The organism is Microbacterium resistens, from assembly GCF_031456305.1.
GTDB classification, from domain to species: Bacteria; Actinomycetota; Actinomycetes; order Actinomycetales; family Microbacteriaceae; genus Microbacterium; species Microbacterium resistens_A.
Map to the genome: position 1 here is coordinate 95,216 of NZ_JAVDUM010000004.1, position 22,033 is coordinate 117,248.

Genomic DNA, 22,033 nt, shown 5'->3' on the forward strand with positions numbered 1-22,033 from the left:
CATCGGGCTCATCCGCGGCGGAACGCCCAGTCCGGGAGCACGCCCGCGTCGACCACCGATCTCAGCAGGCCGATGAACGAGTGCCGGGGGTCGATCGCCTCGGCGAGCTCGATGTAGCGCGACGCGTGCGTCGAGCGTCCGAGCGCCCATGCCAGCCACGCGGCCGCGGCCAGGGCGCCGGGACGCTCGGGGCGCGGTGCCAGGGCCGCGACCCCGCGGACGAGGGTCAACGCGACGTGCAGCCGGTCGGGGTCGGGGCTCGGACCCCGGCCGAGGATCACGTCTCCGAGCTCATCGGGGATCGAGGACGGATCGCCCGTGAAGGCGAGCTGGGCATCGAGCGCGTAGGCGCCCGCGTCGATCCCGCACGCCCATTGAACCAGGGCGACGTCACGGAAGGCCGGTCGGGTGAGCACCCAGATGAGCGCGGCCGCCAGAAACGGCGACCGGCTCTCGGGCGTCTCCAGCGCGTCCTCCAGGAACGCCGGAAGGTCATCGAGCGTGAGCAGGGCCGCGAACGCGCGGGGGTCGACACGGCCCTCGAGCGCGTCGTCCCGGTCGGTCGGGCCTCCGGCCATCGCGTGCTCGAGGGCGCGCAGCGCCTGGGCCACCGCCTCCTTCTCGACGAGATCGGCTGGCGGCAGCTCGGAGCCGCTCCGCTGGTCGTCCCCGATCCCGACGAGGCCGGGCACCGGCGGCGGCGCGGGAAGCTCGGCGAGCGGTCGTGGCGGCTCCGCCGGGTCGAGGTAGTCCGCCCACCCGTCGGGCCCGACGCAGAGCACCTCCACGATCCGCAGCCCGCAGGCCCGTGCGCGGAGCATCAGCTCCTCCGCGATGCGCGTCCCGGGAAGGGAGTCGCCGTCGCTCAAGGGCTCATCGAGGTAGAGGGCGACGGCGATGGCGTTCGTGGCGGGGATGCGGCAGGCGAGCCCGATCGCCGTCGCCGCGAAGGTCTCGATAACGGCGTCCTGCCCGATCGGCGACTCATCGATCGGCGACTCATCGATCGGCGGGGCGTCGAAGCGGAGCGCGCCGCCGGTCCGTCCGTCTGCGAACGGAAGCAGGACGACGCTGCGTCGTGGGGTGAATCCGGCGAGGACCGGGATGAGGGAGAGGAGCTCTGCGGCTCCGGAGGCGTGCAGGATCGTGGTCATGCAGAGCATCCTGCGCCGGGAGCCGGGGCGTCACGGAGCGTGTTCGCACGATCTGTGGAGAGATCGATGATCCTCGGCGCGGTGGAGGAAGACGCCGCGGCGACAGGGCACGCACGCAGGGCACGCACGCGGGGCACGCACAAGTGGGGCACGCAGGCGGGGCGAGGGCGGGCATCGGGAGACGCGTACGATGGAGGGATGGATGACTTCTGGCTCACCGCGGTGTGGTCGATCCTTCCGACCATCGTGGTGAGCGTGGTCTTCTTCTTCGTGCTGAGGGGCATCATCCGCTCGGATCGCACGGAGCGGCGCACCCACGCGCGCATCGAGGCCGAGGAGCGCGCCGCCCGCGGGCTCCCGCCCCGCACGCCCTGAGGATGCGGGTCCCGCCTGGCCGGCGGTGTCCGCCCCGCCCGCTACTGTGAGACGAAGCGGCCGATCGGCGGCCGTTTCCCACAGCAGGAGTGCGATGAACCTCGAGGCGTGGCCCTGGTGGGTCTTGGCGATCCTCCTGGTGATCGACATCTCCATCCGCATCACGGCGGTCATCGTCGTGCCGCGGAACCGTCGCCCCACGGCGGCGATGGCCTGGCTGCTGGCGATCTACTTCATCCCGATCATCGGCGTCTTCCTGTTCCTGCTCATCGGGACCCCGCGTCTGCCGCGCGCTCGTCGGCGGAAACAGGAGCGGATCAACGAGTACATCTCCGACACCAGCGCATACCTGGAGCTCGGAACGCTCCGCCCGAACGCGCCGGAGTGGTTCGAGGCGCTCGTCCGGATGAACCAGCGGCTCGGCGCGCTTCCGCTCTCGGGCGACAACGGCGCTCATCTGATCTCGCGCTACGAGGAGTCGCTCGATGCGATGGCCGACGCCATCCGCCAGGCCAGGGACTACGTCCACGTCGAGTTCTACATCCTCCAGGCCGATGCGACGACCGACAACTTCTTCCGCGCTCTGGAGGAGGTGGCGGCGCGGGGCATCCCGGTGCGGGTCCTGCTGGACCACTGGGCGAACCGCTGGAAGCCGAACTACAAGAAGACCATCGCCCGGCTCCAGGCGATGGGTGCGGACTGGCATCTCATGCTCCCGGTCCGACCGCTCCGCGGGGACACCCAGCGGCCCGATCTCCGCAATCACCGGAAGCTCCTCGTCGTCGACGACGAGATCGCGTTCGTCGGCTCGCAGAACGTCACCGACTCCAGCTACAACCTGCCCAAGAACATCAAGCGGGGACTCCACTGGGTCGACCTCATGGTGCGTCTGGACGGCCCGGTCGTCGCGAGCGTCAACGCGGTGTTCCTGTCCGACTGGTACAGCGAGACGGACCAGGTCCTCCCCGAGACCGACTTCCTGCGCGCGAAGACCGGAAGCGGCGACCTGGACTGCCAGGTGGTGCCGTCGGGTCCGGGGTTCGAGGTCGAGAACAACCTCCGTCTGTTCCTCGGGCTCCTCTACGGCGCACAGCGCAAGATCATGATCGTCAGCCCCTACTTCGTCCCCGACGAGGCGCTCCTCCTGGCCGTGACCGCCGCGTGCGACCGCGGCGTCGAGGTCGAGCTCTTCGTCTCCGAGGAGGGCGATCAGGCGATGGTCTACCACGCGCAGCGCAGCTACTACGAGACGCTGCTGCGGGGTGGGATCCGGATCTGGATGTACCGGAAGCCCTACATCCTGCACACCAAGAGCCTCACGATCGACGACGAGATCGCGGTGATCGGGTCCAGCAACATGGACATGCGCTCGTTCGGCCTCAACCTGGAGATCTCGATGCTCGTGCGCGGCGAGGAGTTCGTCGGCGAGATGCGCGCGGTCGAGGACGAGTACCGAGCCCTGAGCCGCGAGCTGACGCTGGAGGAATGGATGCAGCAGCCGCTGCGCTCCACCGTGCTCGACAACCTCGCCCGGCTCACGTCCGCCGTCCAGTAACTCCCGACGGCCCTGTGGATGTTCTGGGGAACACTGAGGAACCGGTGCGGAAGCCAATACGCTGGGGTCATGTTCCGCCGGCCAGGAGTCCTCATCGCATCGCTGGCCGTGTCCGCTCTGGCGCTCGCCGGGTGCACGGGAGGCTCGGGCGCGGGGTCGGCCACCACGCAGCCGGGCACTGCCCAGCCGGGCACCGCCCCGCCTGCGTCGGATGGCCCTGCGTCGCCCGACCCGCTCGATGACGAGCCCACGGCGGCGTGGCTCGATGACGGACGGGCCGTCGCGCTCGTGACCTGGGGCTCCTCGTCCTGCCCGCCGCGCGTCGGGGAGGTCGCCGGCGACGCGCAGACGGTGACCGCCACGATCGTCGAGCCGGATCCGAACATCGTGTGCACCGCCGATTTCGCACCCCGCGCCACGACGATCGTCCTGCCCGCGGGGGTGGACCCGTCCAAGGATGTGACCCTCGTCACGACGGGCGGCGTCGAGACGAAGGTCCGGCTGCCGGGCAACGCGTCGTTGACCGGCACGCCCGGCCAGCCGACGGAGTACACGGCCAGCGCCGGCTGGTTCAGCGCCACCGGGATCGTCCTGCTCACCTGGGGCTCCTCATCCTGCCCGCCTGTGGTGTCGGGGATCGAAGAGCGCAGTGACGGCGCAGCGGTGTCCTTCAGCGGCGAGAGCCGGATCTGCACGATGGACATGGCGCCGCGGGCGACCGTCCTCGGCCTCTCCGCGGCTCCTGCGACGACGGACGGCTACACCCTCACGCTCCAGGGCGACAGTCTCGACGGCACGGTGAAGGTCATCGGTCGCTGACCTCGACGCCTGCGCCGCGCGGTCCTCGCCGCTGGATGAACGGGTACCGGCATGAGCGGGTACCGGTCGGCTCAGAGCCTCGTCACGTCGTGACCGGCGGGGAGGACGATCTGCAGCGCTCCGGGGTCGATGCGGCAGCGGATCCGCGCGCCTTCGCCGAACTCGTCGCCGTCCAGCTCGATCGGGCGGGGCTCCTCGGCGGCCGCCTCCGCGGTCGAGCCGCGCTCGAAGAGCACCGACTTGCTCTCGCCGCTGAGCCTGATGATCCGCCGTCCCGCCTCGGTACGGCGGAGCACGGAGTTCTGCCACCAGACCGTGCGCCACACCGCGAGCCATCCGAACGGGCCGCGGGGGCGGATGACGGCGATGTCGAGCTGCTCGTCGGCGATCGAGGCGTCAGGGATGAGGGAGATGCCGGCGGGGAGGGCGCCGCAGTTCGCGAACAGCATGCTGTGCGCCTTGGTGGAGTGGAGGCGTCCGTCATCGATCGCATAGACGACGCGGAACGGCTTCGAGTTCGCGAGCGACCGGGCGGCGCCGTCGAGGTAGGCCACCCATCCCACGGCCCGCTTCCAGTCCGGACGGGTGTTCGCGATCATGTCGGCGTCCAGGCCGATGCCGGCGAGGACCACGAAGGCGTGCTCGCTGCTCTCGCCGTCCGAGCGCGTGATCGCGGCCCAGCCGATGTCGATCGGGTGCAGGTCCCCGGTGAAGACGGCCCGGATCATCGTCGACGGGTCATCGAGCGGGAGGGCGAGATTGCGGGCGAGGAGATTGCCGGTGCCGCTCGGGAGGATCGCCAGAGGCACCCCCGATCCGGCGATGGCCTCCGCGACCGCGCGGACGGTTCCGTCGCCCCCGGCCACGAGCACGGCGTCCGCGCCCTCGTCGAGCGCCCGGCGGGTGGCCGCCTGCCCGGGGTCCGCGACGCTGGTCTCCCAGACGGCCGGCGGGAGCCATCCGGCAGAGGTCGACAGCGACTCCAGCAGAGCGCGGAGCCGCGGGGCATCGGCCTTGACCGGATTGACGACCAGCGCCGCACGGCGGCGGGGGCTGTCGTCGGCGCTCATGGCGTAAGCCTAAGCCTCCGCGGTCCCCGCCTCCCCGCGCCGGGGCGAGCGATGAGGGGACGGGAAAGGCCGGTCGGGCAGGTGTTTCCGGCCGACTAGACTCGGACGGTGATCGATCTCGCCCTCCTGCGCGACGAGCCCGAGCTCGTCCGGAAGTCCCAGGCCGCGCGCGGAAACGCGCCGGAGACCGTCGATGCGGCGATCGAGGCCGATCGATCCCGCCGCGCAGCGCTCGCCGCGTTCGAGGATCTGCGGGCCGAGCAGAACGCCTTCGGGAAGCGGGTGGCCGCAGCCCCCAAGGAGGACAAGCCGGCTCTCGTCGCACAGGCGAAGGACCTTGCCGAGCGGGTCAAGCAGGCAAACCAGGCCGCGAACGAGGCCACGGAGGCGGCGACCGCCGCGCTGTCCCGGATCGAGAACGTCGTGATCGAGGGCGTTCCGGCCGGCGGCGAGGCGGACTTCGTCGAGATCCGCCGTGTCGGCGAGATCCCGACCTTCGACTTCACGCCGCGCGACCACCTGGAGCTCGGCGAGCTCCTCGGCGCGATCGACATGGAACGCGGCGCGAAGGTGTCCGGCGCGCGCTTCTACTTCCTGCGCGGCATCGGCGCCCGCCTGGAGCTCGCCCTGATGAACCTCGCTCTCGACACGGCGATGCAGCACGGCTTCATCCCGATGATCACCCCGACGCTCGTGCGTCCGGAGATCATGCAGGGCACCGGCTTCCTCGGCGAGCACGCCGACGAGGTCTACCGCCTGGAGGCCGACGACCTCTATCTCGTCGGCACCAGCGAGGTGGCGCTCGCGGGGTACCACAAGGACGAGATCGTCGACCTGTCGCGCGGGGCGCTCCGCTACGCGGGCTGGTCCACCTGCTATCGCCGCGAGGCTGGATCCCACGGCAAGGACACCCGTGGGATCATCCGCGTGCACCAGTTCAACAAGCTGGAGATGTTCGTCTACACCTCGGTCCAGGAGGCCGAGGCCGAGCACGAGCGTCTCCTCGCCCTGCAGGAGCAGCTGCTCACCTCGCTCGGCCTCTCCTATCGTGTGATCGACACCGCGGCGGGCGATCTCGGATCCAGCGCGGCGCGGAAGTACGACGTCGAGGCATGGGTGCCCACGCAGGACGCGTTCCGCGAGCTCACCTCCACGTCGAACTGCACGACGTTCCAGGCGCGACGGCTCGACGTGCGGCACCGCCCGCTGGCCGAGGACGGCAAGCCGGGCAAGACGCAGCACGTCGCCACGCTCAACGGCACGATCGCGACGACCCGCTGGATCGTCGCACTGCTGGAGACCCATCAGCAGGCGGACGGCTCCGTGCGGGTGCCGGAGGTGCTGCGTCCCTACCTGGGCGGCCTCGAGGTCATCCGTCCCGAGGGCGAGCAGGCGTGACCCGCGTGGATCGTCCCTGGTTCGTCGGCCTGGACATCGACGGCACGATCCTGCTCCAGGACGAGACCTTCAGCCCCGGCGTCGTCGAGGCGATTGCTCGCGTCCGCGATGCCGGCAATGAGGTGACGCTGGCCACCGGGCGCAGCTGGATGGCGACGTCGCGGTACCTCGACGAGCTCGCGATCCGCCCGGAGTACGTCGTCTGCTCGAACGGCGCGGTCACGCTGCGTCGGGTGGGCGACGAGTACGAGCGCTGGAACATCGAGACCTTCGATCCCTCCCCGGTGCTCGCCCTCCTCGGAGACCGGCTGCCCGAGGCGCGGTACATGGTTGAGCTCGGCTCCGGGCAGCGGCTGTTCACCGCCGAGCTGGACGACTGGACGCTCGACGGCGGCCGGCAGGTCGCGTTCGAGGACCTCGCGGGCGAAGAGGTCTCGCGCGTCGTGGTCGTCTCGCCCGGGCATGATGAGGACGATTTCCACCGGCTGGTGGAGGAGGTCGGGCTCAATGAGGTCTCCTACGCGATCGGCTGGACCGCGTGGCTGGACATCGCCCCGCAGGGCGTCGACAAGGGCACGGCGCTGGAACGGGTGCGCGTCGAACGCGCGCACGACGGCGATCGGGTCTTCGTCGCCGGTGACGGGCGCAACGATCTCGGGATGTTCGCCTGGGCTCAGGGCGTCGGCGGCAGGGCCGTGGCGATGGGGCAGGCGCCCGATGAGGTCAGGGCCGCGGCCGGCGAGGTGACCGCGGACGTGATCGACGGTGGTCTGGCGCGAGCGCTGGCATCGCTCCTCGTCGCCGACGCGCCGACTATCTGACGCCCGGACCGCCTGGCATGTCTGTGCCGAGCGGGTCTCGAGCATCGGGTCTTCGGGTCGGGCGTCGGATAGACTCGACGCCTGGCCGGGGCGCACAGCCGCGTGCCGGGAGGGTTGTCCGAGCGGCCGATGGAGCTGGTCTTGAAAACCAGTGGGCAGAGATGTCTCGTGGGTTCGAATCCCACACCCTCCGCAACACAGGGCCGAGTACCCGTACGTGCTCGGGAGCCGATTTTCCGGCGCGCGCATGGGCCTCTCAGGCAGCGTTTGTACGATGAGCGGATGCCCCACGAGGGCGAAGAGGCCGTGCAACGCAGGTTGCCGGCCGGGACGGGCTTCCGGGAGGGGCGGGCTCTTCCTCCTATGATCATGAAGACCAGAGTGGTGGGCCTTCCGGCCCGCACCGTCCGGAGCACCCCGAAAGGCACCGAGTGAGCGCGAACTCCCGAACCCGGCGCCCGGTCGCGGGTCACGGTCAGCTCCACAGACCCAGCGCCTGGGGTCAGCTGCTGAAGATCATCGGCGTGGCCATGGCCGTCGTGCTGGTCAGCGGCGTCGGCGTCGCGGCATATGTGGCCTACGATCTCCAGTCCACCTTCGTCGCCAACTCGGTTGAGCTCGACGGGCAGGAGTCGGTGCCGCCGGACATCGGAAGCCTCAAGGGCGGCGTGAACATGCTGCTGGTGGGCACCGACAAATGCGAGCCCTCGTACTCCCAGTACTTCGGTCTGCGCTGCGAGGAGGACGACGGCGGGGAGCGCAACGACGTCAACATGCTCCTGCACATCTCCGACGCGCCTCGTCGTGTGACCGTGATCACGTTCCCCCGCGATCTGATGCTGCCGATCCCGGAATGCACGGACACGAACGGCAACATCGCATCGGCGACCTCGAAGTCCCCGCTGAACACCGCCTTCGAGAAGGGCGGCCTCAACGGCCTCAACTGCGTCGTGAAGACGATCAGCCAGATCTCCGGGCTGGAGATCCCCTTCGCCGCGAAGGTGACCTGGGGCGGCGTGATCGAGGTCACCAATGCGATCGGTGGCGTCCCGGTGTGCATCGCGAACGGTCTCACCGACGAGTACACCGGGCTCAACTTCGCGCCGGGCACCTACAACCTCGCCGGCTGGGAGGCGCTGCAGTTCCTGCGCACCCGGCACGGCGTCGGCGACGGAAGCGACCTCGGGCGGGTGAGCAATCAGCAGGTGTACATGGCGTCCCTCGCGCGCAAGGTCGTGAGCGACGAGGTGCTGTCGAACCCGGCCACAGTCCTGCGTCTCGCCCGGACCACCATCGAGAACGTCACTCCCAGTGCGAGCCTGACCAACCCCATGCTGCTGGCGCAGATCGCCATGGCCGTGCGAACCGTTCCTTTCGAGGACATCAACTTCCTGCGGTACCCGGTGCTGACGGACCCCGACGACCCGAACAAGGTCGTGCCCGATGAGACGAGCGCGGACCAGCTCTGGGCGGCGCTGCTGGCCAATCAGCAGCTCAAGACGACCGGTCAGGACAAGGAAGCGGTTGTCAACGCCGATGGCTCGACGCCCGCGCCGCCGGCGGACACCGTGCCGCCTGCCGATGGCGTCACGCCGACGACCGATCCCGGGGTCGCCGTGCTGCCGGAGAACATCGCGGGTCAGTCCGCGGCCGATCAGACCTGCTCGAACGGCGTGGGCTTCAACGGCTGAGTCGGGTCTTGGGCTGGGTCCGAGTTGTGGGTGGGCCTGGTGCTGAGGGGTTGGGCCGGGTCTAGCTGGGTCTGAGGGCTGGGCCGGGTTGAGGTCGGGGCGGGTCGGAGTCTGAGGTCGGGCCTGCCCCGGCGTGACACTTCTTGCGGGTTCACGGCAGGCTGAACCCACAAGAAGTGCCACGGCGGGGCAGAAAAGGTGGGGTGAGTCACGGGCGGGCGGCAGGCGGCGATCCGCGTCCCGGCCCGCGTCCCGGTTTCTGCGGGTCGCGTCCCGGTTTTCGTCGCCTGTGTCCCGAAAACGGTCCCGTTTGCGCACTCGAAGAACAGGAATTGGGACACAGATGGTGCGCGGCCGCGGCCATGAGGTCGCCTGTGATCGGGTGACGCCTCGGCGCCGATCACGGACGGACGAAGACCGCCGACGGCCGGTTTCGCACGGTGCCCCGGGAGCGGTTAGGATGGCATGACGCGTTCGGCCCCCGGGCTCGAGTGCGGGGAGACGTCGCATAGTCAGGCCTAGTGCACCACCCTGCTAAGGTGGAGTCCTCGCAAGGGGACCGAGGGTTCAAATCCCTCCGTCTCCGCCATTTATCACCTGGTCAGAGGCTGTTTTCTCAGACTCTTCCGGCCTTCCTCCTCTCCGCGTATCGTGTTCGGATGCGTTCTCAGGGGAGTGTGAGGGGAGCGGCGTGTTCAGGCGGCGCAGCGCTTCGATGTCCTGTGCCTCGCCGAGAACGTGCGCGTAGACCTTCAGAACGGTGCGCGGATCGTCGCCCAACCTGGTTGATCGGGATGCCCTGACGAAGCCACGTGCTGGCCGCGTAGTGCCGCAGATCGTGGCTCGTGTGATCCGGTGAAGTGGTTGTCCAGGCGACGGGAGCGGCGGAAGTAGTTCCCGCGCAGCTGCAGGCCGGTCGCGCTCGTCGACAGGTAGCCGTCCGCACGTTCATGACCCGAAAGAGTGTCCGGACTGCGGCAGGCCGCTTCCGGCGCGCCCTTTCCCGACCCACAGCTTCGCTGCTGGCGGTCGTCGACGGCGGTGCCGAGACTGTCTTAGCGCTAAAGCTGCGGGCGACCGAGTAAGCGCGATCAGAGGCCCGAACAGCTGCGAGTTGGTGCGGAACGAGAGGTTCAAGCGCTACGGATATACCTGGGCGCTCGTCGCACCTGATGGACGGGTGCTGACGGTGACGGATGCCGCCAACGAAGTCGAAGCAATTGAGTGAGCGCATAAGACGAACCGGACTTTGAGATCGCGGCGCTCCTGCGCGGCACGATCTCCGATACAGGATCAAGGCCGGCCGAAGAGTGGGTCGCGCCGCCGCACTGCGGAGCGTCCGGTCCTCGCTACGCTGCGGCCCGGGCGCTCCCGGCAACGGCGCGACCCGCTTTGTGGTCGTTGCTCATGCTCCCCAGGCCTCCCAGGCATGCCGTCACCGGATATGGTGATCGCATGGAAACGACGGCCAAGGCGTTCTGGAGCTACGCGCACGCTGACAACGAACGTGAGAACGATCGAATCCTGCGTTTGGTGGAACTCGTTCGCGGCGAGTACGAGTTGCTTACGGGAACAACTATCAAGATTTTCACTGATCGCTCGAAGATCGCGTGGGGTGATGACTTTCGTCAGAAGTTGGAGGAGGCGCTCCAGGAAACTTCGTTCTTCATCCCTATCCTCACGCCGACATACTTTCTCCGTGATGAGTGCCGCAAAGAGATGTCTCAGTTCGTTCGGTCGGCGAAGGCGCTGGGGCTGCAGCAGTTGCTTATGTCTATTAGATATATCCCCGTCGTCGATCTCACCGAGCAGAGCGCCGACGAGCTCAAAGCGGTAGCGGCGAGTATGCAGTACGAATCGTGGGATGGGATGAGGCTACTTGACGAGCACTCGGCCGAACACCGCATTGCAGTCAATCGACTCGCTGCGAGACTTGCCACGCTGGCGACGAGTTTGGAGTCGGGTGCTGGGGCCACGCCATCCTCCGGGGCGCTCAGCTCTCAAGAAGTTCCGCCTCGGACAGGCGGCGATGAGTCGGTATCAGGCACCACTCAGACTTTGCCCACTTCGGTTTCCCCGAGCGTCGAGATAGTTCCCGCGCACTCCGAGGAAGAAGAAGACGACTCCCCAGGGTTGCTGGACCTGGTAGCAGACGCGCAGCCTGCGATGGAGTCCTGGACGGCCACTCTGAGCAAGTTGACGCCCGCGACAGAGCAATTCAATGCGAAGTTCCAGGCCGCGACAGAACGAATGAACCAAGCGAATAGTCGCCCGGATGCATTCGCTAGAAAATTGCTAGCCGCGCGCGAACTTGCGACAGATGTGGAACCAGAATTGTTGGAGCTGGAACGTCTATCCAAAGAGTACTCTTCAGGTCTGCTGCGCCTTGATGTTACGATTCGCGCCCTTTTCGAGTTGACTGAGCTCTCAACGGATGATGAAACGCACGCGGCAAAGGCCATACTGCAGAAAAACTTGAGCACACTCGTTCAGACTTCACGGGACGCTATGAAGGGTCTCGAGAGCGCCGCCGACGCAGCGCGAAACAACGCGAAACTGAGTCGTGACCTCCGCCCGGTCCTTCGCCGCTACGAGACCGCTGTCCGCAACATGGTAGATGGTTTCGCCATCATCGAAGAGTGGGAGTCGGTGGGAGGCCAGTGATCGCGTAGGCAGCTTCGGCCTGGCGGAGGTCTCGCTCAGCCAGTCCCATACCAGCATCGAACTCGGCCCGCTCTTCAGGAGACATCCGCGCGAGGGCTTCGGTTTCGAGCTGCCGGAATGGTGTTGTGTGCACGACTTCTCCCTCCGAGGTGGCCATCTCCATGATGCCAGGCTGCCGCGCGCCGTGGAACGACGCTTTGCCTCGACAGGTGGCTGGTGGCCGGTGAGGATGGAGTCATGATGCAGCGAGCTGGCGGGGCTGCAACGAACTTCTCCGCGGACACGCTCTCGGACGAGGACCGCGAGATGTTCCTCCGTGGCCGCGGATTGAGTGTGGAGATCGGGCCGAGCGAGGTGGCTCATCGTCGTGCAGAGTGGCCGGATCGCGACGTCCTGGACGCGAAGGAGGTCGGCCTCGGCTGATCAACCTCACGGGGCTCGACCTGCACACGGCTCTTCCGCAGGGCGCGGTTCTCGGCGTATGTGCTTGTTAGCTCTGATCCACTCGGCGGCGCGGAGGTCTTGCTCTGACATCCCATCACGCTTCTCACGACGACCAGCGGCGACCTCGGCACGTATCCACGCGGTGCGTTCTTCACGCTGACGGGTGCGACTAAGGCCGCTGAACGACCACGCAGGCCGGTTCTTCGAGCCCCGGCTGCACGTCACGTCCCGCGATGAAGAACCGAAGTTGCGATGAGCAGGAGCCGCGCAGTTGCGCGGGTTGTCGTCTGGGCAGCGAGGACGACATAGGCGATTGCGGGCGGCGTCCGCGAGGGTTCGCGGGTGAACCATGTGTGCGGATAGGCCGTCGCTAGAATCGCGGTCCAGATCGGCTTCGTCAACTGACTTCAGCGCGTAGTTAATGCCTTCGAGATGTACCAGACGGTCTGAGCCATCTCGGCGCGTTCGTCGTCGGTTCGCCCAGCGGTGTACCGGCAATCGACTTGTGTGCTCCACTCGATCACCAAGCCTCGATACTGAGTCGTCGCGCGACGAGCGAAGGATCCGATCATCTCCGCGAACGCGGGTGTCTCGCCCCTGGGATGCGGAGGATAACGTGATAATGCCGCACGCCCGGCGCTGGGCTTCGACCACGGCGAAGTACGCCAGCTCCGCGAACTGTCGGTGCAGACGGTGCAACGCCGCGCGCCAGAGCGCAGAGGATGCGTAGTTCCAGGTGACCTGGCCGAGATAGTCGTAGGTCGCAGGATCGAGCGCCGCTCCCGTCTCATCCACCTTGCCGAATGATGGGGCGGTGAGAGTGAGGAAGGCATAGCGGTAGCAGGGGACGACGTTCTTGTCCTCGTCGAAGATGCCTGAGCGCGCGATGGCTGCCCAGTCGCCACGGAACAGCTCGGCGCAACTCTCGCACTGATCCTTCAGGCGGCTTCCGCAGCGCATCCAGACGCCGGGCTTCGCTTCGTACGGGAGCAATAGCGGGCTCGAATGAGGTCATAGAACTCGCGGTCAACGTCGAGAGGGTCCATCGCCAGCGCGGTCGGGACCAGGGGAGCGTCAGGGGGGCGGAGCTATCTCGGCACGCTGAAACAGCGCGTGCATGCGGGAATCTCGTTCGGGTTCGCCGCGCGCGGGACAGGCCATCGAGGGCACCGCCACGCTGCCCCTGTTGGCATCCGCGATGCGTTGCTGCGAGCAACGCCACCTGCACTTATGGGACGCGCGACACAGAGCATCCAGCGGCGGGCCGAGCCGTAGAAGGCGGCGCTCGGCCTACGCCTGTGGCCGCCGACGCCTCTGCTACTGAATGGCGCGGAACCATTTCCACAGAGCGGGGGCGGTGGCGAGCAGGACGACAGCGAACAAGGTTTGGTTCACGACGCCGAACAGGGGATTGCCGCCGATGGTGAAGAAGACGGTCCAGTTCACGGCAATGTCGGTGAGCATCACGACGATGGCCAGGATGATGCCTGCTCGCTTCCGAAGCAGGACCAGCAGTGCCGTCAGCGGATCGAGGACGGTCAGCGAGAGCCAGAACGCACGCAGCGCAGGCGGGAACCCTCCGTAGGTGTCGGTACCGCCCGCAATCAGATCGAGAATGTGGCTTGCCGTGCCAATGAGGAATCCTGCGATCCAGACGACCTGGACCGCAGAGCGAATGCGATCAGAGGTCGTGCGGGTCATGTTCACAGACTAAGAGGGTCGTGCGTTCCTGGCCGATGTCGCCCTACCGCCGTACACTGGACGCGTGACTCCGAAGCTGGCGGACTACATCGAGGCAGGCAAAGCCCTCGATGCCGACGAGCGCGAGGTCGCCGCGCTCGCACTCCAGCATGTCGATGAGGTAGAGCAGGCCGAGATCGACGCCGCCTGGGACGAGACGATCGACCGGCGCCTTGACGAACTGGTGAGCGGCAAGGTCACGCCGGTCAGCGGCCGGGAGACGATCGCTATCGCTCGGGCTCGGTCAGCCGCGCGGCGCAAGTGACGCTCGACTGGCACGAGCACCCCGAGGCTCGTGAGGAGTTCCTTGACACCCACGATCGCTACCTGGGGATCGAGGACGGCAAGCTCGGCGACGAGTTCGCTGACGTGGCCGAGTCCGCCGCTGAGCTGATCCTCCAGTGGCCGGACGCGCCGCCACCGTACCGTGGTCGGCGGCGCGATCCGATGATCCGCACCTGGCATCTCGGCAAGTTCCCGTACAACCTGATCTACACCGTCCGCGAGGGAGAGGTGTTCGTGCTCGCCTACGCTCCCGAGGCGCGGCGGCCGGGCTACTGGATGCACCGCCTGAACGACTGACCGGCCGCTGTCAGGAACGTGCGCCAGTGCACCCCCAGGCGACCCCGAGCCTCTCGAGGATGCCGTCACGGACCGATTCTGGCGGGTGATGAGCGTGAGGCGTGAGGAACTCCCGATGCCATGACCGACAGGTCCTCGTCCTTGGGCCCCGCATCGGCAGGAGCCCGCTCACCAACCCTCTGCGCCCTCCAGCGACGCGTCCGCAGGGCGGTAGCCGAGTCCGCGCTGGGCGTTGCCGAGGTCGTAGGTGCGCTCGCGACCGAGCTGCGCGACGCGGTAGCGGCTGAGCATCGGATCCACGCCGATGACGCGGTGCGCGGCGTCCGCGGCGGCGCCCGCGGCATACGCCACCGGGAACGGCACGCCGGTGACCCGGACGTCGCGGCCGCGCAGGCGCAGCGCCTCGGCGATGAACTCGCGGAGGAGGACGGGGGATGCGTCCGTGACGTTGTAGGTGCCGGGGACGCCGTCCAGCCCGAGCCGGACGGCGTCGACCAGGTTCCCGATGCCCGTGAGCGAGTGCAGCACGCGGCCGCCGCGGGGGAGGACGAGACGTCCGCGACGCACCGCGGCCTCTAGCCGGGGCAGGAGCGTCGCGTCGCCGGGGCCGTATACGGCGTGGGGGCGGAGGATGACGGCGTCCCGGCCGCGGAGCGCCTCCTCGGCGAGGGCCTTGGACAGCGAGTAGCCGTTCAGATGGCGGCGTGCCGGGCCGCGGTCCTCGTGCGCGCGGACCGAGGGGTGACGCATGTCGTACACCGAGGAGCTGGAGACGTGCACGAGGCGGGCGTGGGCGAACGCCTCCGCGACCGCGACGGTGCCGCCGACGTTGACACGCATCGACTCCTGCACGGGCACATGGTCATCGGCGAGACCGGCACAGTGCACGACGGCGTGGAACGTGCCCGCGTCGGCGGGGGCCTCGGCCGAGGGGAGGTCCCAGACGCGGTACTCGCCACCGGGATGCGACCAGCCGTTCGCGCGACGGCCGAACCCGACGACGTCGTGCCCGTCCGCGGCGAGTGCATCCGCGACCGCGCCGCCCACGAACCCGGACGCGCCGGTCACCGCGATCCTCATCGAGTCGCCCCCGTCATCGAGTCGCCCCGGTCATCGGGACATCTCGGTCACCGCGATCCTCATCGAGTCGCCGTGAGGAGAGGCTGCAGCAGCAGGGCGAGCTCCCCGCGGTCGAGCTTGCGGCTGCGTCCGGACAGGGGGAGCGCGGGGACGACGGCGACCAGGTCGGGGAGGGCCGCGGCGTCGATGAGGGACGGGAGCGCCCGCGCGACCTCGCGGGCGAGCGGATGCTGCGCATCGGGCGGTCCGTCGTATCCGGCGTCCGGCACGACCGCGAGCACGATCCGGTCGTCGCCGATGTCGTCCGCTATGCCGGCCATCGCCGTGTCGCGGACGCCGGGCAGCGCGGCGATCGTCGGCTCGTAGAGGCCGGGGTAGATGTTCGTGTCGCAGCGGATGAACATGTCCTTCCGGCGTCCCATCAGCACGACGCCGTCCTCGGTGAGCCGCGCCAGATCCCCGGTGCGCACCTCGGTGGCGTCGTCCTGTCCGAGGTATCCGGTCATCTGGTGCGGGCCGCGCAGGACGAGCTCGTCGTCGTCGGTGCGCGCGCGGACGTCGCCGACGAGTCTGCCGGCCCAGTCGCCCGGCGTCGTCCTCGCGAGCTTCTCATGACCGTCGGCCACTGCGACCGGGAGGATCTCGGTCATGCCGTACACGCTGAGGATGCGCGCGTTCGGGAAACGGTCGTCGATCCGGCGCAGGAGCGGAGCGAGCACGGGCGCCGCCCCGGTCGCCACGAGGGTCGTCCGCTCGATGCGGCGGCCCTCGCGCTCGAGCAGGTCGAGGAGGTCGCGCATCGCGGCGGGCACCGCATAGAACAGATCGGCGTCCTGGAGCATCCCCAGATAGCGCCCCGGGCGGGCTGCGGGGTCGAGCCCCGCCGCCGGGAACTGCCAGTGCGCGCCGGCGATGAGGGCAGGGATGCCGATCATCAGCTGATCGGTGAGGAGCGTCTGACCAGGCTGGATCCGAGCGATGTCGGCGAATGCGCTGAGCCCCGCGCCGAGGGAGGCGCGGGAGTGGACGACGCCCTTGGGTGACCCGGTGGTCCCCGAGGTGAACGTGATGACCGCGGGGAGCCCCTGATCCGGGTGCAGCGTGCCGTTCGAGGCATCCGCACGCCGCAGCGCGCGCAGGGAGCGTGCGCCGAACGGCGTGCCGGGCAGCCAGGGCCCGGCACGCAGATGGTGGCGGGGAGGCGCGAGCTCGGCGTAGCGGGGAAGCGTCACCCCGAGACGGCGACCGATCCGCGTGTGCGAGAGCGCGTACAGCAGCGGCTCCGCGGCGACCCAGCGCGGACCCGCCGTCCGCACCCGGGCCTGGAAGAGCTCGAGGCCGACGCCGGGGTCGGAGAACATCGCCGCCCCGCCCGCGCCGGCGATCGCGAGGGCGAGGACGATGGAGTCGATCCCGGGGCGGATGCTGAACACGACGCGGTCGCCGGGTGCGAGACCGGCCTCGCGCAGACCGGCGATCGTGCGGGTGACCCGCTCGCCGAGCTCGTCGTACGTAAGGGTCCGCCGTCCCACGGTGATCGCCTTCTGCGGTCCGAGGGAGGCGGCGGTGTCGAGCACCGATCCGACGAGATCAGGCATCCTCGACCTCCAGCGATCGGTACGCGGGGACGAGGACGCGCGTCGAGGGCGTCCGTGACACGATCCGCAGGCCCGGATGTGCGGCGATCGCGGCGAGCCCGATGCGGATCTCCGCCATCGCGAGCGGCGCGCCGATGCAGAAGTGCGGTCCGGCGCCGAACCACAGCTGCTTCAGCGACGCCGCGGGAGAGTCGGACGGGTCGAACAGCTCGCCCGCCGAGCGGTTCGCGGCGAAGGTGACCAGGAGGAGCCGGTCGCCGCTGCGCACGGGCACGCCGCCCAGCGTCGTCTCCCGTGTGACGGCCCGCAACGTGACCGGCGACGGGGTCGTGATGCGCAAACCCTCCGCGACCACGGCATCGGTCAGCCCGGGGTCGGCGGCGAGCCGCGTCAGCCAGCCGGTGTCGACGAGGATCGCGGTGAGACGGGGGAGAAGGGAGGAGAGCGTCTCGGTGCCGGCGATCACGAGCGCCGTGATGACACCGCGCATGTCCTCCAGGTCCAGTCCGAGCGCGCGCATCCGCCCCGGAACGGTGGCCTCGTCGCCCCGGCGATAGGCGTCCTCGGCGTGCGCGGTGATCTCCGCCACGATGGCCCGCGCCTTCGTCAGCTGCCGTGGGCGCAGAGTGCGCCGCAACGCCGAGGCGAAGCCGGTGATCTCGCTCGCCCGGCGGAACAGCTCCTGATCGTCGAGCGTCTGCTCGAACCCGATCAGACGCGACACCGTCGTGCTCGAGAGCCGCCGTGCCCACCGGGCGACGTCGACGCGGCGTCCCGCCGCCAGCGTCTCGTGGAACTCGTCCACGAGCGGCACGAGCGCCTCCGCGGCGAGCTGCGCGGTGAAGGCCGGGGAGAACAGCGGCGCGAGCTGTCGTCGCAGTCGACGATGCGCGTCGCCGTCCATGTTGAGCAGCCCGCTCGGCCCGATCATCGGCGTCCACAGCTCGGCGGACCCTCCCGGCCCCGTCTTGCTGAACCGGTCCGTCTCGGTGAGCGCCTCGCGGACCAGAGCCGGGTCCTTCACGACCACCACTCGTGCGGCGGGGATGCGGCGGATCGGCGCCCGCACGCGGAGCACGGCCTGATAGGTCATCGGATGCGCGGCACGCATGAGGTCGTGCTCATGCCGCTGGGCGAGCGTGAAGACCGGCGTGCGCGCCATCATCGGATGTCGACCGTCTCGCCGCGGTAGGAGTGATCGCGGTACCACATGAGCGTGTTCCACAGCCCCCAGGCGCGCACGCGGCGCGACGAGATGCCCGCCACGACGTCGAACCGGCGGCGGATCACCGAGCCGGGGATGCGCCGGGCCGCCATGAACAGCGCGCGGTCCTCGTGCTGCTCCTCGATCGAGGTGCGGGTGAAGCCGCCGCACGCCTCGTACAGCGCAGCGGTGACGCCCATGTTGCAGCCGGGCAGGACGAGATACGGCCCGTGCAAGCCGGCGCCGTAGTTGCTCGGGCGCAGCAGCCCGAACACCTCGGCGACGTACGCGGCGACCTGGAGCGCGGCGCGGCGTCCGATGCTCAGACCCTCGTCGGCGCGCGGTCGCATCTCGCCGCAGACGAGGTCGATGCCGAGCCCGGAGGGCCGTCTGGACAGGGCGCGACGCAGCCGTGCCGTCCACTCCGGCGCGGGGAGCGCGTCGGCGTCGGTGCGACCGAGCATCGTCGCGCCCGCGGCGATCGCGGCGCGCATCCCGGTGTCGGCCGCGGCACCGGTGCCCTTCTGGGGTTCCGCGATGACGTGCCAGCGCGACAGGCCGGCCGCGCGGGCGAAGTCCTCGATGACGGCGGCGGAGCCGTCCGTGGAGCCGTTGTCGACGAACCATGCGTCGAAGTCGAGGTCGTGCTGCGCCGCGAGCGCCCGCAGCGTCGCGCCGATCCCTCCGGCCTCCTGATAGACCGGGACGACCACCGCGAGACTCACAGCCGCACCGCCGTCAGTCCGAGGCTGATGCCGCCGGCGAGGCCGATGAGGAGAAGGAGACTGCCCGCGGCGACGAGTCCGCGCTGACGCGCCAGCTGGATCTGCAGGGGGAGGGTGGCCGAGGCGAGGTTGCCGTGGTCGGTGACGGTGACGATGCTGCGGTCCATCGGCACGCCCAGCCCCTCGAAGACGGGAGGGAGGAACGGGGCGGACACCTGGTGGATCGCGACGAAGTCGAAGTCGTCCCATGTCCACCCGTGCTTCCGCAGGAAGCGGTGGACGGGGTCGGGACCGAGCGCCATGAAGGCCGCGCGCAGGGCGTGCCCGTCCATGTCGAAGTACGTGGCCTCGAGGTCGCGCGGCCGCATCGTCCCGCCGGCGGGCAGCGTCCCGATGTTCCAGTGCTGCGACTCGGCGTGGAACGACTGCGCGAGGATGCCCCTGGCCGGATCGTCGGTGCGCTCCAGGACGATCGCAGCGCCGCCGTCGCTCATCGTGAAGCCGGGGAAGGACCGCATGAACTCCGCGCGGTCGCGGATCGCCCATCGCACCGCGGAGGACGGCTTCTCGCCCGAGGCGACGAGCACGCGCTCGTACTGGCCGGCGCGGATGAGCGCCTCGGCGACCTGGAGGCCGTTCAGGACCGAGTTGCATGCGTTCTTCACGTCGAGCACGGGCACGCCGTCCAGCCCGAGCTTCGCCGAGACGATGTGGGACGTCGCCGGCTCGATGAGATCCTGCGACGCGGAGGCAAAGATCAGCAGGTCGACGTCGCCGGGGGACTCCGCGAGCGCGGCGCGCGCGGCCTCGACGGCGAGGTCGGACGCATCCAGATCCGTCGCGACGTGCACGGACTCCACGCCGGTCATCCTCGCGATGAGCCCGGTCGGCAGCGGCAGGCCGCTGGCCCGGCGCAGCGCCCGCTCCGTCTCATGGGTGTGCCGGACATGCGGGGGGAGGTGGACGCCGAGCCCGGCGATCCGTGCCGCGGAGGGGCTTCGGGCTGCGACCATCATCCAGGCGACTCCAATCATGGCCGCTCATGAGAGCCGTCGCGTGTGCGAGCCCCGCGGAACACTCGACCAACATATACCGGCCTCGTCCCGTCGCCTCGGGACGAGGCGGCTTCCGGGTAGGACGGAACCCCGCGCCCCTCAAGGGCCGAGGTCCTCGTCCGCCTGCCCCCAGCAGACGGACGAAGGCGACATCTCGACCGATGGCGACCTCATCATCCCCAAATGAAGGGTCTCGCCCGAAATGCGTCCGTGAGTGAATCCTGCGGGATGCGGGCGACCCCGACCAGCCCAGATCGCGACAGACCCGTCGATGAATTGCGACATCCGTCCGATGGGGAGCCCGGGCGTCACGAGAGCAGGTGTCATGGCCGAAGTACGGGCCGTCGGTGCCGCGTTGTCCTCGCAGAATGTCGGATTACGTGCGGGATGGGAGTGTGTAGAATTTAGGCAAGGCTACCCTAAGTTGACTCCACCGATCGAGAGGAGAGAGGCCGATGGCGAATCCGCATCCCGGATACGGCGATCATTTCGTCCTGGCGGGGGTGAGCAGCGACGCGCCCTTCGTCAACCGGCTGGTCGCCGCGCTCCCCGAGGACAGCTACGGTCAGGTCTTCCTCGAAGGCACCGGGCCGTCGCGGGTCCTGGGCTGGCCCGGGCCCGCCCGGCTCGTCCCGTTCTGGCTGCGCCAGGATCTCGCCCCCGCCGTGGACGGTCGCCTGCCGGGGCCGGGGGACGTGCTGGCCGCCGCGCTCCGCGCGTGGGCGGACGAGTGGCTCCCCGAGCCCGGGCATCGCGGCGTCCTCCCGTTCACCGTCTGGATCGGAGGGGCAGGGCACCGGCCGGTCGACGAGCTCTGCCGACGGCTCACGCTGAGCTATCCCGGCCTGCATCTGCACCATCCGGAGAGCGCGGCGGCGAGAGGCGAATAGGCCCTGCCGACCCGGAGACGGCGATCGACGTCTCTGCGTCCTCCGGGCATGGTGAGATCCGCCGCGTGGTGTTACGGTCCTCTTCGTGGCACGACCCCTCACCTACATGCCGGCTCTCGACGGCCTTCGGGCGGTGGCGATCGTCTTCGTGCTCATCATGCACGGCGCGAAGCCGTTCACCGTTCCCGGCGGGTTCGGCGTCGACGTCTTCTTCGTCCTGTCCGGATTCCTGATCACGACGCTGCTGTGGGCGGAGGTGCAGGGCACGTCGAGGATCCGTCTCGGCATCTTCTACGGCAAGCGCGCCATCCGCCTCGTCCCGTCGTTGTTCGCCACGATCATCATCACGATCCCCATCGCGCTCCTCCTCGGAATGGACGCCTCGCGTCTCGCCGTCGACTCCACTGCGGCGGCGTTCTACCTCACGCCGTTCTCCACCGCCCTCGTCGGCGATCCGCTGTACTACGGGCACCTCTGGACGCTCGCGGTCGAGGAGTACTTCTACCTGCTCTGGCCGATCGTCTTCCTCCTCATGGTCAAGCTCGGGCTCACCTGGAAGACGATCGCCGCTCTCGCGATCGGGGGAGGATCGCTGCTGTACATCGCGCAGATCGTCGTCCCGACGGGGACCGGCTACCTCCGTGCCGGCGGCATCGCCGTCGGCTGCGGAATCGCCCTGATCATCGCTGAGACGAGAGCCCGCGGGGACGCACGATGGCTCGGGGCCGCGGCCGTCGTCTCCCTCGCCGCCGCCGCTGTGACCTCGACCATCCCCGCCGTCGCGGACGCCGCGTACCCGCTCGCCGCCGCCAGCGCCGTCGCGACCGTGTTCGCGGTGAACGGCCCCCGTCGAGCCCTTCTCCAGCGCGTGCTCGAATCGCGTCCCATGGTCTTCATCGGCAAGATCTCGTACGAGGTCTATCTGGTCCACATGCTGTTCCTCGCAGGGCTTGCGATCCTGTTCGGGACATCGCGGATCGTGGTGGCCATCCCCGCGTACGTGCTCACCTTCGCCCTCGCGGCGGCGCTGCACTTCGGCTTCCTCCCGATGCAGGCCCGACTCCGTCGCGCGCTCACCCGGCCCCGTGCGCTGGCGGGCCGCTCCGTTCCCGAGGCCGGCTGATCGTCGGACGCGTCCCGGCGGTGCGTCGGGACGCAGGTCTTCGTG

Annotated in this window: 21 protein-coding genes and 2 tRNA genes; 14 read left to right on the forward strand and 9 right to left on the reverse strand. The window is 69.1% G+C overall.

Features of this window, described 5'->3' with window-relative positions; translation table 11 throughout:
• Nucleotides 1–8: 8 nt before the first annotated feature.
• On the reverse strand, nucleotides 9–1,154 hold the full coding sequence (locus J2Y69_RS05805) for a DUF4192 family protein (protein WP_310018510.1): 1,146 nt from the start codon (nucleotides 1,152–1,154) through the stop codon (nucleotides 9–11).
• 198 nt (nucleotides 1,155–1,352) lie between these two features.
• On the opposite strand from J2Y69_RS05805, the gene J2Y69_RS05810 reads away from it, so the two are divergent.
• The 3 genes from J2Y69_RS05810 (at nucleotide 1,353) to J2Y69_RS05820 (ending at nucleotide 3,903) form a co-directional block, all read left to right on the forward strand.
• Nucleotides 1,353–1,529 (forward strand): hypothetical protein, encoded by a 177-nt coding sequence (locus J2Y69_RS05810; protein ID WP_310018512.1) that lies wholly within the window; start codon nucleotides 1,353–1,355, stop codon nucleotides 1,527–1,529.
• A gap of 94 nt (nucleotides 1,530–1,623) precedes the next feature.
• On the forward strand, nucleotides 1,624–3,084 hold the full coding sequence (cls, locus tag J2Y69_RS05815; protein WP_310018515.1) for a cardiolipin synthase: 1,461 nt from the start codon (nucleotides 1,624–1,626) through the stop codon (nucleotides 3,082–3,084).
• A gap of 69 nt (nucleotides 3,085–3,153) precedes the next feature.
• Nucleotides 3,154–3,903: a hypothetical protein gene (locus tag J2Y69_RS05820; protein WP_310018517.1), complete on the forward strand. Its 750-nt coding sequence runs from the start codon at nucleotides 3,154–3,156 to the stop codon at nucleotides 3,901–3,903.
• A gap of 71 nt (nucleotides 3,904–3,974) precedes the next feature.
• On the opposite strand, the gene J2Y69_RS05825 is transcribed toward J2Y69_RS05820, so the two are convergent.
• Nucleotides 3,975–4,973, reverse strand: a complete 999-nt coding sequence (locus J2Y69_RS05825) for a diacylglycerol/lipid kinase family protein (RefSeq protein ID WP_310018519.1) — start codon at nucleotides 4,971–4,973, stop codon at nucleotides 3,975–3,977.
• A 108-nt stretch (nucleotides 4,974–5,081) separates the two neighbouring features.
• Between J2Y69_RS05825 and serS the strand changes: the two genes are divergently transcribed.
• The 7 genes from serS to J2Y69_RS05860 all read left to right on the forward strand — a co-directional run bounded on the left by serS (nucleotide 5,082) and on the right by J2Y69_RS05860 (nucleotide 11,970).
• A complete protein-coding gene (gene serS / locus J2Y69_RS05830) occupies nucleotides 5,082–6,371 on the forward strand; it encodes a serine--tRNA ligase (RefSeq protein WP_310018521.1) in 1,290 nt (429 codons plus the stop codon).
• Entirely contained in the window at nucleotides 6,368–7,192 is an 825-nt protein-coding gene (locus tag J2Y69_RS05835; protein WP_396653046.1) for an HAD family hydrolase, read from the forward strand. The genes serS and J2Y69_RS05835 overlap by 4 nt, the downstream gene beginning before the upstream one ends.
• A 108-nt stretch (nucleotides 7,193–7,300) precedes the next feature.
• Nucleotides 7,301–7,385, forward strand: a tRNA-Ser gene (locus J2Y69_RS05840).
• A 238-nt stretch (nucleotides 7,386–7,623) separates the two neighbouring features.
• The gene (locus J2Y69_RS05845; RefSeq protein WP_310018522.1) at nucleotides 7,624–8,883 is read left to right on the forward strand and encodes an LCP family protein; all 1,260 of its coding nucleotides are present in this window, start codon (nucleotides 7,624–7,626) and stop codon (nucleotides 8,881–8,883) included.
• A 497-nt stretch (nucleotides 8,884–9,380) separates the two neighbouring features.
• Nucleotides 9,381–9,472, forward strand: a tRNA-Ser gene (locus tag J2Y69_RS05850).
• Between the two features lie 866 nt (nucleotides 9,473–10,338).
• Nucleotides 10,339–11,547, forward strand: coding sequence for a toll/interleukin-1 receptor domain-containing protein (locus tag J2Y69_RS05855; protein ID WP_310018524.1), 1,209 nt, complete (start codon nucleotides 10,339–10,341; stop codon nucleotides 11,545–11,547).
• 237 nt (nucleotides 11,548–11,784) lie between these two features.
• Nucleotides 11,785–11,970: a hypothetical protein gene (locus J2Y69_RS05860; protein ID WP_310018526.1), complete on the forward strand. Its 186-nt coding sequence runs from the start codon at nucleotides 11,785–11,787 to the stop codon at nucleotides 11,968–11,970.
• Nucleotides 11,971–11,976: 6 nt separating this feature from the next.
• Here J2Y69_RS05860 and J2Y69_RS05865 read toward each other — a convergent pair whose 3' ends face one another.
• Together J2Y69_RS05865 and J2Y69_RS05870 are read right to left on the reverse strand one after the other, a co-directional pair.
• Nucleotides 11,977–12,984 (reverse strand): replication initiator, encoded by a 1,008-nt coding sequence (locus tag J2Y69_RS05865; RefSeq protein ID WP_310018528.1) that lies wholly within the window; start codon nucleotides 12,982–12,984, stop codon nucleotides 11,977–11,979.
• Nucleotides 12,985–13,308: 324 nt separating this feature from the next.
• Entirely contained in the window at nucleotides 13,309–13,692 is a 384-nt protein-coding gene (locus tag J2Y69_RS05870) for a hypothetical protein (protein WP_310018530.1), read from the reverse strand.
• A 64-nt stretch (nucleotides 13,693–13,756) separates the two neighbouring features.
• On the opposite strand from J2Y69_RS05870, the gene J2Y69_RS05875 reads away from it, so the two are divergent.
• Both J2Y69_RS05875 and J2Y69_RS05880 read left to right on the forward strand, forming a co-directional pair.
• A complete protein-coding gene (locus tag J2Y69_RS05875) occupies nucleotides 13,757–13,996 on the forward strand; it encodes an addiction module protein (RefSeq protein ID WP_310018532.1) in 240 nt (79 codons plus the stop codon).
• The gene (locus tag J2Y69_RS05880) at nucleotides 13,993–14,313 is read left to right on the forward strand and encodes a hypothetical protein (RefSeq protein ID WP_310018534.1); all 321 of its coding nucleotides are present in this window, start codon (nucleotides 13,993–13,995) and stop codon (nucleotides 14,311–14,313) included. Before J2Y69_RS05875 ends, J2Y69_RS05880 begins: the two co-directional genes overlap by 4 nt.
• A 168-nt stretch (nucleotides 14,314–14,481) precedes the next feature.
• Here J2Y69_RS05880 and J2Y69_RS05885 read toward each other — a convergent pair whose 3' ends face one another.
• The 5 genes from J2Y69_RS05885 to J2Y69_RS05905 form a co-directional block, all read right to left on the reverse strand.
• Nucleotides 14,482–15,381 (reverse strand): NAD-dependent epimerase/dehydratase family protein, encoded by a 900-nt coding sequence (locus tag J2Y69_RS05885; protein ID WP_310018537.1) that lies wholly within the window; start codon nucleotides 15,379–15,381, stop codon nucleotides 14,482–14,484.
• A 71-nt stretch (nucleotides 15,382–15,452) separates the two neighbouring features.
• Nucleotides 15,453–16,991, reverse strand: coding sequence for a class I adenylate-forming enzyme family protein (locus J2Y69_RS05890; protein ID WP_310018539.1), 1,539 nt, complete (start codon nucleotides 16,989–16,991; stop codon nucleotides 15,453–15,455).
• Nucleotides 16,984–18,156 carry a cytochrome P450 gene (locus J2Y69_RS05895; RefSeq protein WP_310018542.1) on the reverse strand — a complete coding sequence of 391 codons (1,173 nt, stop codon included), beginning with the start codon at nucleotides 18,154–18,156 and terminating at the stop codon, nucleotides 16,984–16,986. The genes J2Y69_RS05890 and J2Y69_RS05895 overlap by 8 nt, the downstream gene beginning before the upstream one ends.
• Nucleotides 18,153–18,920 (reverse strand): glycosyltransferase family 2 protein, encoded by a 768-nt coding sequence (locus tag J2Y69_RS05900; RefSeq protein ID WP_310018544.1) that lies wholly within the window; start codon nucleotides 18,918–18,920, stop codon nucleotides 18,153–18,155. The genes J2Y69_RS05895 and J2Y69_RS05900 overlap by 4 nt, the downstream gene beginning before the upstream one ends.
• Nucleotides 18,917–19,936 (reverse strand): 3-oxoacyl-ACP synthase III family protein, encoded by a 1,020-nt coding sequence (locus J2Y69_RS05905; RefSeq protein WP_310018546.1) that lies wholly within the window; start codon nucleotides 19,934–19,936, stop codon nucleotides 18,917–18,919. The genes J2Y69_RS05900 and J2Y69_RS05905 overlap by 4 nt, the downstream gene beginning before the upstream one ends.
• A 494-nt stretch (nucleotides 19,937–20,430) precedes the next feature.
• Between J2Y69_RS05905 and J2Y69_RS05910 the strand changes: the two genes are divergently transcribed.
• Together J2Y69_RS05910 and J2Y69_RS05915 are read left to right on the forward strand one after the other, a co-directional pair.
• On the forward strand, nucleotides 20,431–20,865 hold the full coding sequence (locus J2Y69_RS05910) for a hypothetical protein (protein ID WP_310018548.1): 435 nt from the start codon (nucleotides 20,431–20,433) through the stop codon (nucleotides 20,863–20,865).
• A gap of 85 nt (nucleotides 20,866–20,950) precedes the next feature.
• Nucleotides 20,951–21,988, forward strand: a complete 1,038-nt coding sequence (locus tag J2Y69_RS05915) for an acyltransferase family protein (protein WP_310018549.1) — start codon at nucleotides 20,951–20,953, stop codon at nucleotides 21,986–21,988.
• The last annotated feature ends 45 nt before the right edge of the window (nucleotides 21,989–22,033 follow it).

Coding starts and splice junctions, on each gene's coding strand:
- J2Y69_RS05910 (WP_310018548.1), top strand. CDS start 20,431: ATGGCGAATCCGCATCCCGGATACGGCGATCATTTCGTCCTGGCGGGG.
- J2Y69_RS05890 (WP_310018539.1), bottom strand. CDS start 16,991: ATGCCTGATCTCGTCGGATCGGTGCTCGACACCGCCGCCTCCCTCGGA.
- J2Y69_RS05820 (WP_310018517.1), top strand. CDS start 3,154: ATGTTCCGCCGGCCAGGAGTCCTCATCGCATCGCTGGCCGTGTCCGCT.
- J2Y69_RS05895 (WP_310018542.1), bottom strand. CDS start 18,156: ATGATGGCGCGCACGCCGGTCTTCACGCTCGCCCAGCGGCATGAGCAC.
- J2Y69_RS05860 (WP_310018526.1), top strand. CDS start 11,785: ATGATGCAGCGAGCTGGCGGGGCTGCAACGAACTTCTCCGCGGACACG.
- J2Y69_RS05905 (WP_310018546.1), bottom strand. CDS start 19,936: ATGATGGTCGCAGCCCGAAGCCCCTCCGCGGCACGGATCGCCGGGCTC.
- J2Y69_RS05810 (WP_310018512.1), top strand. CDS start 1,353: ATGGATGACTTCTGGCTCACCGCGGTGTGGTCGATCCTTCCGACCATC.
- J2Y69_RS05825 (WP_310018519.1), bottom strand. CDS start 4,973: ATGAGCGCCGACGACAGCCCCCGCCGCCGTGCGGCGCTGGTCGTCAAT.
- cls (WP_310018515.1), top strand. CDS start 1,624: ATGAACCTCGAGGCGTGGCCCTGGTGGGTCTTGGCGATCCTCCTGGTG.
- J2Y69_RS05870 (WP_310018530.1), bottom strand. CDS start 13,692: ATGACCCGCACGACCTCTGATCGCATTCGCTCTGCGGTCCAGGTCGTC.
- J2Y69_RS05805 (WP_310018510.1), bottom strand. CDS start 1,154: ATGACCACGATCCTGCACGCCTCCGGAGCCGCAGAGCTCCTCTCCCTC.
- J2Y69_RS05855 (WP_310018524.1), top strand. CDS start 10,339: ATGGAAACGACGGCCAAGGCGTTCTGGAGCTACGCGCACGCTGACAAC.